Genomic DNA, 14,702 nt, shown 5'->3' on the forward strand with positions numbered 1-14,702 from the left:
GAAGCGCCGCCGATGTCGGAGAAGATTCTCCAACTCGTCCGCTACCTGACCTGGTTCGTGCTGCTGTCCGGGGTCTGCGGCATCATCTACGCGGGCGGCAAGTTCGCCTGGGAGAAGTGGACCGGAGGCGGTCTGGAGTCGCCGAAGATGGTGGCCGGCGCGATGATCGGTGGTGTGGTCGCCACCAGTGCGGGCACCATCATGAACGCCGTCATCGGCTGATCGCGTTCGCCTGCCCGCCGGCGTAGCCGGGTGAGCTTGACCTTCGAGTTGGTTGAAGCCCGATGATGGCCGGGTGACTGCGGACAGGCAACTGATCACCATCGGGGTGCTGGCGCGCGCGTGCGGGCTGACGCCGAGCGCGTTGCGCTTCTACGACGACTGCGGCCTACTGGTGCCCGCCGAGGTCGACGCCACCACCGGCTACCGGTACTACACCGACGACCAGCGCGAACGCGCGATACTCATTCGCAAGCTGCGCGATATCGGCATCGGGCTCGATACCGTCGCCGCGATTCTGTCCGCCGAGACGGACCAGGCCGCGCGGCTCCTGGACGAGCATGTGGACGCGATGGCGCGCCGGGCCGAGGAAGCCGCGGCGACGGCTGCCGCGATCAAATCCGAGCTCGCGGCCCTGCCCCGGGTGACGCTGCCGGGTGCGCTGCTGGCCGAGGCGATCGGCCAGGTCGGATCGGCGGTCGCGCGCGACGGCGAGTTCCGGGTGCTCACCGGCATTTTCATCGAAGCCGGGCACGAGGCCGTCGTGCTCACCGCCACCGATCGCTATCGGCTGACCACCCGCACCCTGGTACCGCACTCATGGAAGGGTGCGAGCTGGTCACGAGTGGTGGACGCGGGTGAGCTGGCGCGGACGGTGCCCTGGTTGATGGAACAGACCGACATCGCGCTGCGCCCGCGCGCCGGTGTCGTGCAGCTGACCGGTGGTGGAACCGAGCACCACTGCGCCACGATCGAGGAGCAGTTCCCGGACCATCAGGCGCTGCTGTCGGAGCTCGCGCCGGTACGGACCCGGGTGATCGTGGGACGTGGTGAGCTGGCCGACGCCCTGGAATCCGGTGGGGACGTGCTCCGCATGTCGATCCGTGGGAGCGCCCTGACCGTCGGTGCGGCCGGCGTCCTCCCGGCGACGGTGAGCGGCCCGGATACCGCGCTGGCGTTCGCTCGCTCCACCTTGCTCCCCGCGCTCACCGCTGCCGTCGGCCCCGACATCATGCTCGACATCGCCGCACCCGACCTGCCCGTCGTCATCCGCTCGGCCACCGACGGCGATCTGACCACGCTCGCCATGCCGACCCGGCTACCCACCGACTCCGAGGAGAATCCCGCATGACCGATCCGACCATGGCCGCCATCACCGAGGCAGTCACTCGTGGCCGCGCCGGCGACGGTGACGGTGCCCGCACGGCGCTCACCGAACTATGGGCCGACCTCGGCCCGCACGGCGACCCGCTGCACCGCTGCACCCTCGCCCACTATCTCGCGGACCTCCATGACGATCCCGCCGAGGCATTGACCTGGAACATTCGCGCGCTGGATGCCGCCGAAGCGCTCACCGACACCCGCACACAGCAATTCGACGCTGCCCTCGAGGTCCGCGGGTTCTTCCCGTCGCTGCATCTCAATCTGGCCGACGATTACCGCCGCCTCGCCTCCTTCGACGCCGCCCGCGCTCACGTCGCGGCGGCCCGCCGCCATGTGGATGCGCTGCGCGCGGACGGATACGGCGCCATGATCCGCACCGCGCTCGACGAGGTCGAGGCCGCCATCGACGCCGGTGTCACCATGCGCCGCGAATCCGCCCCCACGGGCAGGCCGGGCGACCGCGGCTGATGCGGGGCGGCCGCTGATGCAGCGAACACGCCGCGAGCGATCCGGGTGCGCTGGGGATCGCCCGCGACGAAGCCGATCAGCGTCGCTGCAACGTCACCCCGGCCAGCGGATACGGCGCGGCGACCGGGGTGTCCGCGATATTGATGGTCCCGATCCAATGCCCTTGGCGTGGGTCGATATCGCGCAGATCCAGCCCGATCGGCACGAAGTCGAAGCTCACATAGGTTTCGTCGGTACCGACCGGACGCTGGTGGCCCGCCCGGCTGAAGGTCGGGCAGACCAGTACGACGGTCCTGCCATCCACGAACACTTGCAGATCGCAGTTCTCCAGCGGAGATCCGATGACGTTCGAGGGGTGGCGGATCACGTGGTAGGTGCCCGGCGGGATGACTCCGTTGCGCGGGAATTCCGGATCTTGCGCGGAAGCGACGGCAGGCGCGAGGCCGAGCGCCGCCGCGGCGAGCACGGCACCGGCCACGAAATGACGAGGTTTCACTGCGGCTCCTTCGGGTTTTCGTCCACCGTAGGTGGCTTCGTCCGCGCGGACCTACCGCGAGTGCTGCGTGTCGCGGCGGGAGTCGGCCGCCGGTCTCCGAACCTGCCGAGGCGCTGCTCGAGCACGGCCTGCTCGGCGGGGTTGCGGGTGAGTGCGAGGGCGCGCTGGTCGGCGGCGACGGCTTCCTCGGCGCGGCCGAGTTCGCGCAGGAGTTCGGCGCGGGTGGCGTGCAGCAGGTGATAGTTCGCCAGCGGGCCGGCCAGCTCATCCAGTTCGGCCAGGGCCGCGCGCGGCCCGTCGGTGTGGGCGAGTGCGATGGCGCGGTGCACGCGGATCACCGGTGACGGCGTCAGCCGCAGCAGCATGTCGTAGAGCACGACGATCTGCGGCCAATCGGTGTCCGCCCAGCTCGGAGCCTCGGCATGGCAGGCGACGATCGCCGCTTGCAGCTGGTACGGGCCGGGACGTTTCCGGCGGCCTGCCTCGGTGAGCAGCCGGATCGCCCGGTCGATGGCCGGATGGTCCCATGCCGCGCGATCCTGATCACGTAGCAGCACGATCCGCCCTTCGGCGTCGAATCGCGCACTGGCCCTGGCGCGGTGCAGCCGGATCAACGCGAGCAGGCCCATGACCTCCGGCTCGCCCGGGAGCAGCCGGTCGGTCAGGGTGGCGAGCCATTCGGCGTCGGCGGCCAGATCACGTCCGCCGGCGTCTTCGGTGGCGAGGTAGCCCTCGTTGAAGAGCAGGTAGATGACGGCGAGCACCTCACCCAACCGGGCACCGAGCTCGTCGTCGGCGGGGATGCGGTACGGAATGCCGGCCTGGCTGATTTTGCATTTGGCGCGGGTGATGCGTTGGGCCACCGTCGATTCCGACACCAGGAACGCCTTCGCCAGCTGGGCCGTACTCAGCCCGCACACCATGCGCGAGGTCAACGCCACCTGGGCTTCGCGGGACAGGGCCGGGTGGCAGCAGGTGAACATCAGCCGCAGCCGGTCGTCGGGTTCGTCGTACACCGGCCACTGCAATTGGCGCAGCTTGTCGCGGTAGTTCGCCTCTCGTCGCAGTACATCCAACCCGCGCCGGCGGGCGACGGTGAACAGCCAGGCCTGCGGTTGCTCGGGAATCCCGTCCACCGGCCAGGTGCGCAGCGCCTTCTCCACCGCGTCCGACACCAGGTCTTCGGCGGCGGAGAAATCACCGAGCAACGACACCAGCGCCGATGCCAGCCTGCTGCCGTGCTCGCGCACCACGTCCGCGAGCACGGCAGCCGCGCGCGGCTCGGTCACATCAGGACCGGCCGGATCTCTACCAGCGGGCATCCGGGCCAGGTTCGTGCCATCGCCAGCGCCTCGTCCAGGTCGGCCACATCGACCTCGACATACCCGCTGACCACCTCCTTGCCCTCGACGAACGGACCATCGGTGATCAACGGTTCACCGTCGGTGTCGAGCCGAACCGTCGTCGCCGTATCGGGCTCGGCCAGCTTGCGATTGTGCAGAATCCTGTCCGCATACCGCGCCAACCACTCCTGAACCTCCCCGAACCCCCGATCCCGTTCCTCCTGATCCATCGCCTCCCACTTCTTCTCCCACTGCTCGGTCTCGCAGAACATCAGCACGTATTTCATGCCGGTTCACCTCCTTCTACCCATTAGACGATCGGGGACCGCAGGAATCCGACAACCGGCCCGAGTCATTGCCGGACGCCGGTGGGAACGGTTCATCGAGATGCGTGCGCGACGTCGACCACGAGAGCCGGGCGACGCTCGGCCGCTGTCGTGGCCGGGCTCTGCTCGCTACACTCGTCTACCGGCTCGATACGGCCGTTCGTGGTTGGGGCCGGGTGGTCCGGAGGGGTGGGATGCCGGGCGCTCGTGAATCGAGCACCACACCGATCGAGCTCGTCTAGGGTGTGGGTGCGGTTAGGCCGCACAGTCAGTGAATGCGTGATCAGCGGGATGTTCGTGGTGCTCCATCGAATTGAAAGGCGCTGCATGGCAAGGGACTTGACGCAACTCGAGCTGCTCACCGAGCTGGAACCGGTGGTGGCGACCAATATCGACCGGCACTTGGCCACGGCCAAGGACTGGCATCCGCACGACTATGTACCGTGGGACGAGGGCCGCAACTTCGCGGCCATGGGCGGACAGGATTGGCATCCGGAGCAATCGCGGCTGTCGGAGGTCGCCAAGGTCGCGATGGTGACCAATCTGCTCACCGAGGACAACCTGCCCTCCTACCACCGGGTGATCTCGGAGAACTTCTCGCAGGACGGCGCCTGGGGCACCTGGGTGGGCCGGTGGACGGCCGAGGAGAACCGGCACGCCATCGCCATGCGCGACTATCTGATCTGCACCAGGGCCGTCGATCCCGTCGCTCTGGAAAACGACCGGATGGTGCACATGACCCGTGGTGTACACGCACCCGAGGGCTTCAGCGGCGTGCTCGACCAGGTCGCCTACGTGACCATTCAGGAGCTGGCCACCCGGATCAGCCATCGCAGCACCGGACGGGTCTGCGAGGATCCGATCGCCGATCGCATGCTGCAACGCATCGCCGCCGACGAGAACCTGCACATGATGTTCTACCGCAACGTCACCGCGGCGGCCTTCGACATCGCCCCGGATCAGACGATGGAGTCGGTGACCCACATCGTGAAGACGTTCTCCATGCCGGGCACCGGCATGCCGAACTGGCGCCGCAACGGCGTGCTGATGGTCAAGCACGGCATCTACGACCTGCGCCAGCACCTCGACGAGGTCGTGCTGCCCGTGCTGCGCATCTGGAATGTGTTCAAGCGCAACGATTTCGGGCCACGCGGCGAGCGCAGCCGGGAAGAGCTCGGCGAGTACATGGAAAAGCTGACCCGGGACGTGATCAAGTTCGAGGAGCAGCGCGAGCGCATTCTCGCCCGGGAAGCGGCCCGCGAAGCGGCCCGCGTGGGATAGCGGATCCGGACCTCACACCACCGGGAGTTCGACGACGAAGCGGGCGCCACCCTGCGGCGCCCCTTCGACGCGGATCACGCCCTCATGGCGTTCGACGACGTCGCGGACGATGGCGAGGCCGAGTCCGGCACCGCCATCGTCGCGGCTGCGGGCCTCGTCCAGGCGAACGAAACGCTGAAAGATCCGTTCCCGATCGGCCTCGGGGACGCCGGAGCCGTCGTCGACGACGTCGATGACAGCGGTGCCCGCCGTGCGCGTGAGACCCACCCGCACCGACGTTTCCGCGTGCCGCTGGGCATTATCGACGAGATTGCCGAGTACCCGGGCGAGCTGCGAGCGGCTTCCGGCCACCTCGATCGCCTCGTCGGGCAGCGTGCACGCCACCGGTATGCGGTCACCGATCCGGTGTGCGATCTCCTGCTCGATCAATGTCCGCAGATCCACCCGGTCGGTCCGCCGTTGCTCACCCGCGTCGAGCCGGGCCAGCAACAGCAGATCGGCCGCGAGCTGCTGGATCCGGACGGTGTCGCCGAGCACACCGTCCATTTCGAGCAGATCCGGATGCGCTTGCGCCACCTCGAGTTGGGTGCGCAGGCTGGCGATCGGACTGCGCAATTCATGAGCGGCGTCGGCGATGAAGCGCCGCTGGCGTTCCGAGGATTTCTCCAGTGCGGCGAGCGTCTCGTTGGTGGTGGCGGCCAGCCTGCCGATCTCGTCGCGCGAGCGTGGTTCGGGGACCCGGCGGGAGAGGTCACCGTGCATGATCTCGGCGAGCTCACGGCGGATCGCTTCCACCGGCCGCAAGGCTCGCCTGGTGACCAGCCAGGTCACGGCGGCGACCACGGCCAGCAGCAACGGCAGCCCGATCAGCATGGCGCGTCGCGCATCGGCGACGGCGCTGTCGGCGGTTTCCAGCGAGGCGGCCGCGTAGACGATGACCGGTTGGCCGTTGGCAAGGGTGGCCGGTAGTGCGGCTACCCGGAAGTTTTCGGGAGTGTCGGCGTCGGGTGGGGTCAGCGCGACGTCGCTGAAGGTGACCTCCCCGGAGCCGGGCGCCTCGGCCGAGCCGGGAGCACCCGCACCGCCGGCGGCGGTCCCACTGCCTGTTCTCGCGTTGCCCGCGCCGGCCAGGCCTCCGCTGCCCATCGTCCCCGCGCCCGCGCGCTCAGCGGCCGCGCCACCATTCGAGCCGGTGGCCGATCCTTCGGCCGGCTCGTCCCCGGAGCTTCCCTCTTCGGAGTCCTCGTCCTCCTCATCGTCGTCATCGTCGTCTTCTTCTTCACCTTCGTCGCCTTCGCCACCGCCTGTACCGGAAGCACTGTGGTCTCCGCCGGTCGTCTTCGGCGTGATGTCGGTCAGCGGCGCGGTGATCGTCAGTTCCTCGTCGGCGGCGAGCACGGCGCCGTCGATCGAAACAACTTGTGCCGGTTCGTCATCGGGGTCCGGGAAGCGCAGGCGGGCGAGATCGGTACCGGCGTCGAGCTGGGCGACGATATCGTGCGCGGTTCCCTCCGCCTGCATACTCGCGCTCTCGACCAGGTTGTTGCGGAGCGCTGCGAGCACCAGTAGGCCGGTGGCCGTCAGTGCCAGCGCCACCACGACCGTCGCGGCGGTCGTGGTGCGCGCTCGTACCGAGCTCCACGGCGAGCTGCGGCGTCGCATCGGTTCACGCACGGTCGGCCGTCAGGCGATAGCCGGCGCCGCGGACGGTCAGGATGGTGCGGCAGGCGAAGGGCGCGTCGATCTTGCGGCGCAGCGCGCTGATGTACACCTCGACGATATTCGGGTCCCCGTCATAGGCGAAGTCCCAGACATGTTCCAGAATATCGGCTTTCGACACGACCTCACCGGCGCGGACGGCCAGGTGCTCCAGGACCGCGAATTCCTTGGCGGTGAGTGAGACCTCCTGTTCGCCGCGACGGCACAACCGGGTGGCAGGATCCAAGACGAGCTGTCCGACGCGCAGCACTGTGGCGCCCGCCCGGGTCCGTCTGCGCAGCAGGGCCCGGATGCGGGCGACGAGCACCACGTACGAGAACGGTTTGCTGAGATAGTCGTCGGCGCCGGTGTCCAGCCCCTCGGCCTCGTCGTACTCACCGTCTTTCGCGGTGAGCATCAGCACGGGCGTCTCGTGGCCCGCGGCCCGCAGCGTCGCGCACACCTGGTAACCGTTCATTCCGGGCAGCATGATGTCGAGAATGATCAGGTCGTAGTCGGCGGTGATGGCCCGGTGCAGCCCTTCGGCACCGTCGTGCACCACGTCGACGGCGAAACCCTCGGCGGACAAACCCTTTGCCAGTGCGAGGGCGAGACGTTTCTCGTCCTCCACGATCAGCAGACGCATGCGCCAAGAGTGGCAGATTCTTGCTGAAACGTCCTTCAGGTTGGTTCAGGTCGGCTTCAGCATTGCCCTGCCACAGTGGTCACCACATTCGCACCGCACACTCCCACAGGAGGTTTCATCATGGTCAGCATCCTGCGCCGGGCCACCGCCGGACTTCGCTGGGTCGTCGTCGGCGCCGTGGTCCTCGCGGCCGCCGGCATCGGCGTCGCCGCTCTGGTTCTCGGCAACGATTCCCAGCACACCATCGCCCTCGACCGGCCGATCACCGAATGGTCGCTGATGGCGAACCCGAGCATCGACCGCCAGGAGGCCATGAACACCGCCGCCGCGCAGGTGCCGGACGGCGTCGCGACCTCCGCCGAGTTCGATACCGAACTGGGTACCCCGGTGTGGGAGGTCGATGTTCGCACACCGGCGGGCGTCGAATACGACGTGACCATCGACGCCAACACCGGCAAGGTGCTCGGCACCGTCGACCACGACTGACGGTGCCGTAGCGATCGGCCCGGAGGCGGCGCCGGGCCGATCGTCACGCCGTTGCCGTGACGGGCCTCAGGCGAAGGCGGGCAGCTGCACCACCTGGCCCGCGTAGGCCAGTCCGGCGCCGAAACCCACCAGCAGTGCCGTATCACCCGGTTGCGATGCCCCGGTGCGCAGCAGCTGGTGCATGGCCATCGGAATCGAGGCGGCACTGGTGTTTCCGGTGTCGACGATGTCGCGGGCGATGGCCACCGAGTCGGGGATGTGCAGCGCACGGGTGAGGGCATCGGTGATGCGCATGTTCGCCTGGTGCGGGACGAAGGCGTCCAGCTCGTCAACGGTGACGCCCGCCTGTTCGAGCGCGTCGCGGCAGGCCTTCTCCAAGAAGGTGACCGCCCACCGGAAGACCGCCTGGCCGTTCATCCGGATATAGGGGCGCTCGCTGGTTCCTCCGGTGGCCTCGGCCTCCGCGACCTCGGCGAAATACTGCTGGAAATCCTTGTCCTGCTTGATCGCCGCGGTCTGGCTGCCGTCCGAACCCCAGGCAACGGGGCCGACGCCCTCTGTGTCCGATGGTCCGACGACGACCGCGCCCGCACCGTCGGCGAAGATGAACGCGCAGCTGCGGTCGGTCGGGTCGAGCAGATCCGACAGCCGCTCCACCCCGATCACCAGCACGTGCCGCGCCTGGCCCGCACGCACCAGATTCGCGGCATTGGCCAATGCGTAGCAGAAACCGGCGCATCCGGCCGACACGTCGAACGCCGCGGTGTCGTGCATGCCGAGTTCGGTGGCCACCACCGCACCCGCCGACGGTCCGAGCACCATCTGCGAGGACGTGGCCAGGATGACCGTGTCGATCTCGGCGGCGGCCAGGCCCGCGGCCTTCAGCGCGTCACGGGCGGCGGCGCTGCTCATGCCGACGATGGTCTCGTCGGCATCGGCCCAGTGTCTGGCGGCGATGCCGGACCGGGTGCGGATCCACTCGTCGGAGGAATCGATGCGGTCGACGATCTCGGCGTTGGGGACGACGCGGCGGGGGCGATAGACCCCGAGGCCGAGTAGGGCGGCATGGGCGACGGGGGTGGCGGTGGCGATATGCGCGGGCACGGGGTTCCTCTCCCTGTGAACCGATCGGTTCACGTCGTCGAAGTTCTAACATGGACCGATCGGTTCAATCAAGGCTTGGAGGACATCAGTGGCAGCCGGACCCCGCGCCCGACTGATCGCCGCGACCATCAGCACCGTGCAAGAACACGGTGTGCACGCCGCAGGCCTGAGCGAACTGCTCAAACGCGGCAACGCCTCGCGCAACTCGCTGTACCAGCACTTCCCCGCGGGCAAGACCGAGCTGGTAGAGACGGCGGCCAGGATCGTCTCGCGACTGGTGTATTCGCACGTCAGCGCCATGGCCGAGGCGTTACCGACGGCAGCGTCGGTCGAAGTCTGGCTCGACGAACTCTTCGCCTTCTGGCGCGAGGCCCTCGAAACCAGCGACTATCGGGCCGGATCGTTCATGATGGCGGCCGCACTGGACGAACTGACCCCGCCCGTGCAATCAGCGGCCGGGCAGGCGTTCGCGGAATGGACCGCCCGGCTCGCCGACGGGCTCGTCGCCGCGGGCGTCGAACGCGCCACCGCCTGCTCGGTGGCCGGTCTGTTGTTGTCGGTGATCGAGGGCGCCATCGTGCAGAGCCGCGCCCTGAAGTCGGCGCATCCGTTCGACGACGCACGCAACCAGCTCGCGGTGCTGCTGAGGACCTATCTGCCGCCGAGTTGACCGCGGGTGTTTGCCGAGGCCGTTGCCGGGCATCCGGCCGATGTCGGGGCCGTGCGGCAAGCAACGCGTGCGCGGCCGGTGCGACGAAAGGACCAGACCCGTGCCGAACAACACCACAGTCACAGCGCGCACGCCGATCCAGCTCGCGGCGATGGCCGTGGGCGCGGCGTTTCTCCTGGTAGGAGTCCTCGGATTCATTCCGGGCATCACCACGAACTACGACACTCTGGAATGGGCGGGCCATCATTCCGAAGCCCAGTTGCTCGGCCTGTTCAACGTGTCGATTCTGCACAACCTCGTGCACCTGGCCTTCGGTGTCGTCGGCCTGATCGCAGGCGCGAATCCGCCCGCTGCCCGCAGCTTCCTGATCGGCGGCGGCGCGATCTATCTCGTGCTGTGGATCTACGGCCTCGTCATCGATCAGAACAGCGACGCCAACTTCGTTCCCCTCGACACCGCCGACAACTGGCTGCACTTCGGCCTCGGCCTGGCCATGATCGCGCTCGGTGTGATCCTGCCCCGCAAGACCAGTACCGGTCAGCACCTGACGGGGCGGCAACCGGGAATCATCGAATAGCGCGGGAGACGAACAGGCGAGGAGGGATTCACCATGGCAGAGACCTATCACGCGCCGTCGCCGCAGACGCGCTCGATCAGCGAACTCGTCGACGACGCCACCACTCAGCTCTCGCGGCTGGTTCGTGACGAGATCCGGCTGGCCCGTATCGAAATGCAGGACCGCACCAAGGGCCTCGCCGCAGGCCTGGGTCTCGCCGGCGCCGCTGGCGTGCTGGCCTTCTACGGCGGCGCCGCCTTGATCGCCGCAGCGGTGATGGCGCTGGCCCTGGTGCTGCCGGGGTGGGCGGCGGCCCTCATCGTCGGTGGGGCGCTGCTCGTGGTGGCAGCGGTACTCGGACTGCTCGGCAAGAAGAACGTGTCCGAGGCGGCCCCGCCCATTCCGCGTGAAGCGGTACAGGGTGTGCGCGAGGACCTCGATGTGGTCAAGGAATGGAGGCGATGATGGGCGAGCTCGAACCCGACGAAGCCGAACTGCTGCGCATGGACCGCGATCTGACCCGGCGTCAGCTCGGTGAAACCGTCGCCGAGCTGAGCGGCAAATTCGATGTCCGCTCCCGGGCCGAGGACAAGATGCACGATGTCGCGCAAGCCGGCAGGCATCGCGTGAGCGAGGCGAAGTCGGCCGTGCTCGAAACCACCGATCGGGCTCGCAGCAAGGCTGGGCATCTCGCGCCCGCCCCGGTCGTCGACCGCACCGGACGCGTGGTCGAGAGCGCGCGCCGCAGACCCGCTTATGTCGCGGTCGGCGCCGTCTCCGCGCTTGCCGTGATCTGGTTGATCGTGCGCTGGAGGCGGGCATGAAGGTGCTCTACAAGCCGCTGGGCGCCCTCGTCGGCGTCCTCGGCGGTATCGCGGCCAGCGCCGTCTTCGCCCAGGTGTGGCGCCGATTGAGCGGCGAGGACGACGCCCCCGATGCCACCTCCCGCGATTACGGCTGGCGCGAAGTCCTGCTCGCCGCGGCCCTGCAGGGCGCGATCTTCGGCGTGGTGAAGGCCGCCGTCGACCGCGCGGGCGCCACCGGCTACCAGCGCGTCACGGGCACCTGGCCGGGGAACTGACACCGGGTAGCCACCGCGCGAAGCTGTGCTGCCGTGCAGTCTCCTGCTTGCTCATGCCGGCCGGACCAGACCACCGGTCAACGACCGGTTTCCGGCATCTGCCCGCACCGGACTGTCCGAGGTGACGTCGCGACGGTCATGATCGAGCGGCATTACACTTCTCTATCGCACGCCAAATTGTTGTAGTATCTTGTGGCGGGCCGACCAAGCGCACCGCGAATAGTCCCCGGCTGCGCAGACGCCGACAACGGACCGCTTCCTGTCCTGCGGAACCCCGGCCGAGAATGGTCATGCGACCTGCATGCCCGAGATGATGAGACGACTGGGATGTCAGGAACAATGACCTTCGAAACCTTCCGTGCCGCCGCGCTACGCTACGTCGACGCCGTGCTGGCCACGCCGATGCAGTTCTTCGTCTTCGCCGTCGGCGCGTGGTTCACCCTCAATGGCATCATCGCGTTCGGGATCTACCCCGACATGGCCTTCGGCAGCCACATGCACGCCTGCACCATCCAGTTCCTCGGCTTCATCCCGGTGACGGTCAACGGCTGGCACGCTCTATTCCACCTGATCACCGGAATCGCCGGCCTCGTCCTCGCCCCGAAGCACCTCCGCGCTCTCGGATACACCGTGGCCTGCGGTCCCTTCTACCTGCTCGTGGCGGCACTTGGACTCGCGGGCGGGGACAATGTGCTGCACACGATGGCGGTGGACACCTTCGGCAACATCGTCCACGCGATCGAAGGCACCCTGATCTCCGTGGTCGCCGCGATCGGCGCCTACTCCGCCTATGCACGCAAGTCCCTGCCCGCCCGCTGACCAAGGCACCCCGCCGGCTGCGCCCCATCGGTCCGAAGCTCCGCCACTGGCTGCCAGAGCCAGGACTCCGGTGACAGCGCCGGGGCCGCCGGCGAAGTCGACCAGCCCCTGCGTGGCTGCGGGCGATCATCTTGGCTGCCAGCGGTTTTGCTCGATCGCCGAGACGCCGTCCGCGCAGATCTTCCAGTCGAGTATCGAATACATTGCTGACGGAGCGCTGTTCTGCGCAAAGACAGCTGGAGCTTCGGGCGTTTCCGCTGGTGGAAGGTTGTTTGTGGGGCGGGCGGGGCTCGAACCCGCGACCAATGGATTATGAGTCCACGGCTCTAACCGACTGAGCTACCGCCCCCGGATGCGGTGGGTCCGCAGGTGCTGGGAATGGTACCGGGTCGGGCGCGGCGCGGGCCAATCGGGATGGGGCGTGGTTAGGGTGGGGCGTTGGCGCTATTGCTGAGGGGTTGGTATGGCCGGGGTTTTCACGAAAGTGTTGCAGGCACACCAGTGGATCTACGAGCACAGTGGCGGATGGGTGGGGCATCGGCTGCTGTTCGGGAATCCCACATTGTTGTTGCGCACGGTGGGGCGTAAAACGGGGAAACCGCGAACCTCGGCGCTCACATACGCAAAGGATGGGCGCGATTATCTGGTGACGGCGTCGAATGGCGGTTCGCCGCGCCCGCCGGGCTGGCTGGCGAACCTGAAGGCGCGGCCGGAATGCGAGATCCAGATCGGGCGGCGCACACTGCGCGTCACGGCCCGGCCGACGCTGCCGGACGACCCGGAGTACGCGCGGCGTTGGGAGCTGGTGGATCGGGTGAATCAGGGCCGCTACAGCGAATATCAGGCGCGCACACGGCGACCCATCGCGGTGGTGGTGCTCACCCCGGCCGAATGACCGGGGCGAGCACCACCGTCTAGGCGGAGGTGGACGGTCAGTACTGACGTTCCCGTTCTCGTTCCGTGCCGGACCCGGCACTTCGTCCGCGTTCCGATAGCGCCGCGCCGCGTGGTGGACGGCTGGCGATATGCACTACGGACGCAACGAGAATGAGGATCATGACAACTATTGCTGCGGTAAGCACGCAGGCACCATAGCCCCAGAATTCGCTACCCGCTGGTATTCATTTCGGTCGGTTTGTGTTACTCAACAGTGTGCGTCCGATGGCACCGCGCGAATCGATCGCCGCATGCGCCCGATCGGCTTCCGCCAGCGGAAAAGTCTGTCCGATCACCACTTCCCAACGCCCGGCGGCGACCTCCGCCAACGCACGCTCGGCCAGGGCAGACCAATCGGTAGCGTCGGACGCGATGTCGAACAGACCGAGCACCGTGAGACCCCGCTGCTGTGCGGCATCGGTATCGACCGCGGCGAAATCGCCTGCCGCGGACCCGTACCCGATGAACCGGCCGCCGTCGGCGAGTGCTTCGACTGCCGCGCCTCCGAGTTCACCACCGGCGCCGTCGAGTACCACCTGTGCGCCGGGCCCACCGGTCGCGGCCCGAACCTCGTCCACCCACCCGGGTTCGGAGTAGTCGACCAGCACGTCGGCGCCGAGCCGACGGGCCACTTCGAGTTTGGCCGCGCCGCGCGCCGCCGCGATCACTTTCGCGCCGGCGGTGCGCGCGCGTTGGGTGAGCAGGGTGCCGAGCCCGCCTGCCGCCGCGGTGATGAGCACCCACTCGCCGGATTCGATCGCGGCCCGGTCGAAGACCGCCAGCGCGGTCTTGCCGTCGTGGGTCAGCGCGACCGCCTGTTCCAGCGTGACGTCGTCGGGTACCGGAGTGAGCGTTTCAGCCCTGGACAGTGCCTTCTCCGCGTATCCACCGATCGGCAGGCCACCGCCGATCCCGCTGCGCACGGTCGCCGTACTGACCCGCGTGCCGACCCAGGAGGGGTCGACGTCCGGGCCGACCGCGGCGACCACCCCGCCGATCGCGCCGCCCGGCACGTAGGGCGGCTCGACGGGGAAGAAGTCGGTCCCCCACCCGGAGCGCAGCCGGGTGTCGAGGAACATGACGTCGGCCGCGACCACATCGACCAGGACTTCTCCCGCCCCGGGGACGGGTTCGGGCACATCACGCACCTCGAGAACCTCTGGACCGCCGAACTTCGTGACGTACACCGCTCGCATGACCAACCTCCATCGTCTCCGGATCTTCGGATACGACGAGCCTCGACCCTGAAGCATGGTTCAGGTCAAGCGCCGAGGGGCCGTCACTCGATCGGTCCGGCTCAGCCACCACCCCCACAGCCACCACTACATTTTCGGGCGTCGACGCTGATGAGGAAAAGCGCAAGCAGCAGCACTACGACAACCTCTACCGGATGCGTCGTTACGGCCCGG

General features: G+C 68.1%; 19 protein-coding genes and 1 tRNA gene. 12 read left to right on the forward strand and 8 right to left on the reverse strand.

The window, feature by feature from the left end; translation table 11 throughout:
* The 3 genes from GV790_RS28110 to GV790_RS28120 form a co-directional block, all read left to right on the forward strand.
* Positions 1-222, forward strand: a 222-nt coding sequence (locus GV790_RS28110; RefSeq protein WP_163817746.1) for a hypothetical protein, incomplete at its 5' end; no start/stop codon positions are given.
* Positions 223-295: 73 nt separating this feature from the next.
* Complete coding sequence (locus tag GV790_RS28115; RefSeq protein ID WP_163817748.1) at positions 296-1,351, forward strand: DNA polymerase III subunit beta family protein; 1,056 nt, start codon at positions 296-298, stop codon at positions 1,349-1,351.
* Positions 1,348-1,851 carry a hypothetical protein gene (locus GV790_RS28120; protein WP_163817750.1) on the forward strand — a complete coding sequence of 168 codons (504 nt, stop codon included), beginning with the start codon at positions 1,348-1,350 and terminating at the stop codon, positions 1,849-1,851. The genes GV790_RS28115 and GV790_RS28120 overlap by 4 nt, the downstream gene beginning before the upstream one ends.
* A gap of 76 nt (positions 1,852-1,927) precedes the next feature.
* Here the strand turns inward: GV790_RS28120 and GV790_RS28125 are convergent, their stop codons facing one another.
* The 3 genes from GV790_RS28125 to GV790_RS28135 are packed head-to-tail and all read right to left on the reverse strand — an operon-like array spanning position 1,928 to position 3,977.
* Complete coding sequence (locus GV790_RS28125) at positions 1,928-2,347, reverse strand: hypothetical protein (RefSeq protein WP_163817752.1); 420 nt, start codon at positions 2,345-2,347, stop codon at positions 1,928-1,930.
* Positions 2,344-3,636, reverse strand: a complete 1,293-nt coding sequence (locus GV790_RS28130) for an RNA polymerase sigma factor (protein WP_309139044.1) — start codon at positions 3,634-3,636, stop codon at positions 2,344-2,346. Before GV790_RS28130 ends, GV790_RS28125 begins: the two co-directional genes overlap by 4 nt.
* Positions 3,633-3,977, reverse strand: a complete 345-nt coding sequence (locus tag GV790_RS28135) for a YciI family protein (RefSeq protein WP_163817754.1) — start codon at positions 3,975-3,977, stop codon at positions 3,633-3,635. The genes GV790_RS28130 and GV790_RS28135 overlap by 4 nt, the downstream gene beginning before the upstream one ends.
* A 366-nt stretch (positions 3,978-4,343) precedes the next feature.
* On the opposite strand from GV790_RS28135, the gene GV790_RS28140 reads away from it, so the two are divergent.
* Entirely contained in the window at positions 4,344-5,297 is a 954-nt protein-coding gene (locus tag GV790_RS28140; protein WP_163817756.1) for an acyl-ACP desaturase, read from the forward strand.
* Positions 5,298-5,309: 12 nt separating this feature from the next.
* On the opposite strand, the gene GV790_RS28145 is transcribed toward GV790_RS28140, so the two are convergent.
* Positions 5,310-6,959: a sensor histidine kinase gene (locus GV790_RS28145; RefSeq protein ID WP_163817758.1), complete on the reverse strand. Its 1,650-nt coding sequence runs from the start codon at positions 6,957-6,959 to the stop codon at positions 5,310-5,312.
* Between the two features lie 4 nt (positions 6,960-6,963).
* Positions 6,964-7,641 (reverse strand): response regulator, encoded by a 678-nt coding sequence (locus tag GV790_RS28150; RefSeq protein ID WP_163817760.1) that lies wholly within the window; start codon positions 7,639-7,641, stop codon positions 6,964-6,966.
* Between the two features lie 120 nt (positions 7,642-7,761).
* Here GV790_RS28150 and GV790_RS28155 point away from each other — a divergent pair, with 120 nt between their 5' ends.
* Complete coding sequence (locus GV790_RS28155; protein WP_163817763.1) at positions 7,762-8,127, forward strand: PepSY domain-containing protein; 366 nt, start codon at positions 7,762-7,764, stop codon at positions 8,125-8,127.
* A 66-nt stretch (positions 8,128-8,193) separates the two neighbouring features.
* On the opposite strand, the gene GV790_RS28160 is transcribed toward GV790_RS28155, so the two are convergent.
* On the reverse strand, positions 8,194-9,231 hold the full coding sequence (locus GV790_RS28160; RefSeq protein WP_163817765.1) for a beta-ketoacyl-ACP synthase III: 1,038 nt from the start codon (positions 9,229-9,231) through the stop codon (positions 8,194-8,196).
* 88 nt (positions 9,232-9,319) lie between these two features.
* Between GV790_RS28160 and GV790_RS28165 the strand changes: the two genes are divergently transcribed.
* From GV790_RS28165 to GV790_RS28190, 6 genes are all read left to right on the forward strand, one after another.
* Entirely contained in the window at positions 9,320-9,901 is a 582-nt protein-coding gene (locus GV790_RS28165; RefSeq protein ID WP_163817767.1) for a TetR/AcrR family transcriptional regulator, read from the forward strand.
* A 151-nt stretch (positions 9,902-10,052) separates the two neighbouring features.
* A complete protein-coding gene (locus GV790_RS28170) occupies positions 10,053-10,478 on the forward strand; it encodes a DUF4383 domain-containing protein (RefSeq protein ID WP_163817781.1) in 426 nt (141 codons plus the stop codon).
* Between the two features lie 33 nt (positions 10,479-10,511).
* Positions 10,512-10,922 (forward strand): phage holin family protein, encoded by a 411-nt coding sequence (locus GV790_RS28175; RefSeq protein ID WP_163817769.1) that lies wholly within the window; start codon positions 10,512-10,514, stop codon positions 10,920-10,922.
* A complete protein-coding gene (locus GV790_RS28180; RefSeq protein ID WP_163817771.1) occupies positions 10,922-11,281 on the forward strand; it encodes a DUF3618 domain-containing protein in 360 nt (119 codons plus the stop codon). Before GV790_RS28175 ends, GV790_RS28180 begins: the two co-directional genes overlap by 1 nt.
* On the forward strand, positions 11,278-11,538 hold the full coding sequence (locus tag GV790_RS28185; protein ID WP_163817773.1) for a DUF4235 domain-containing protein: 261 nt from the start codon (positions 11,278-11,280) through the stop codon (positions 11,536-11,538). Before GV790_RS28180 ends, GV790_RS28185 begins: the two co-directional genes overlap by 4 nt.
* A gap of 327 nt (positions 11,539-11,865) precedes the next feature.
* Positions 11,866-12,357: a DUF4383 domain-containing protein gene (locus GV790_RS28190; RefSeq protein ID WP_163817775.1), complete on the forward strand. Its 492-nt coding sequence runs from the start codon at positions 11,866-11,868 to the stop codon at positions 12,355-12,357.
* Between the two features lie 275 nt (positions 12,358-12,632).
* Here the strand turns inward: GV790_RS28190 and GV790_RS28195 are convergent.
* Positions 12,633-12,706: transfer RNA gene (locus tag GV790_RS28195), tRNA-Ile, on the reverse strand.
* A 114-nt stretch (positions 12,707-12,820) separates the two neighbouring features.
* Here GV790_RS28195 and GV790_RS28200 point away from each other — a divergent pair.
* The gene (locus tag GV790_RS28200; RefSeq protein ID WP_163817777.1) at positions 12,821-13,252 is read left to right on the forward strand and encodes a nitroreductase family deazaflavin-dependent oxidoreductase; all 432 of its coding nucleotides are present in this window, start codon (positions 12,821-12,823) and stop codon (positions 13,250-13,252) included.
* Between the two features lie 226 nt (positions 13,253-13,478).
* On the opposite strand, the gene GV790_RS28205 is transcribed toward GV790_RS28200, so the two are convergent.
* A complete protein-coding gene (locus GV790_RS28205) occupies positions 13,479-14,489 on the reverse strand; it encodes a zinc-binding dehydrogenase (RefSeq protein WP_163817779.1) in 1,011 nt (336 codons plus the stop codon).
* Positions 14,490-14,702 lie beyond the last annotated feature (213 nt).

The sequence above is a fragment of the Nocardia cyriacigeorgica genome (assembly GCF_010858045.1).
Taxonomy (GTDB): domain Bacteria; phylum Actinomycetota; class Actinomycetes; order Mycobacteriales; family Mycobacteriaceae; genus Nocardia; species Nocardia cyriacigeorgica_E.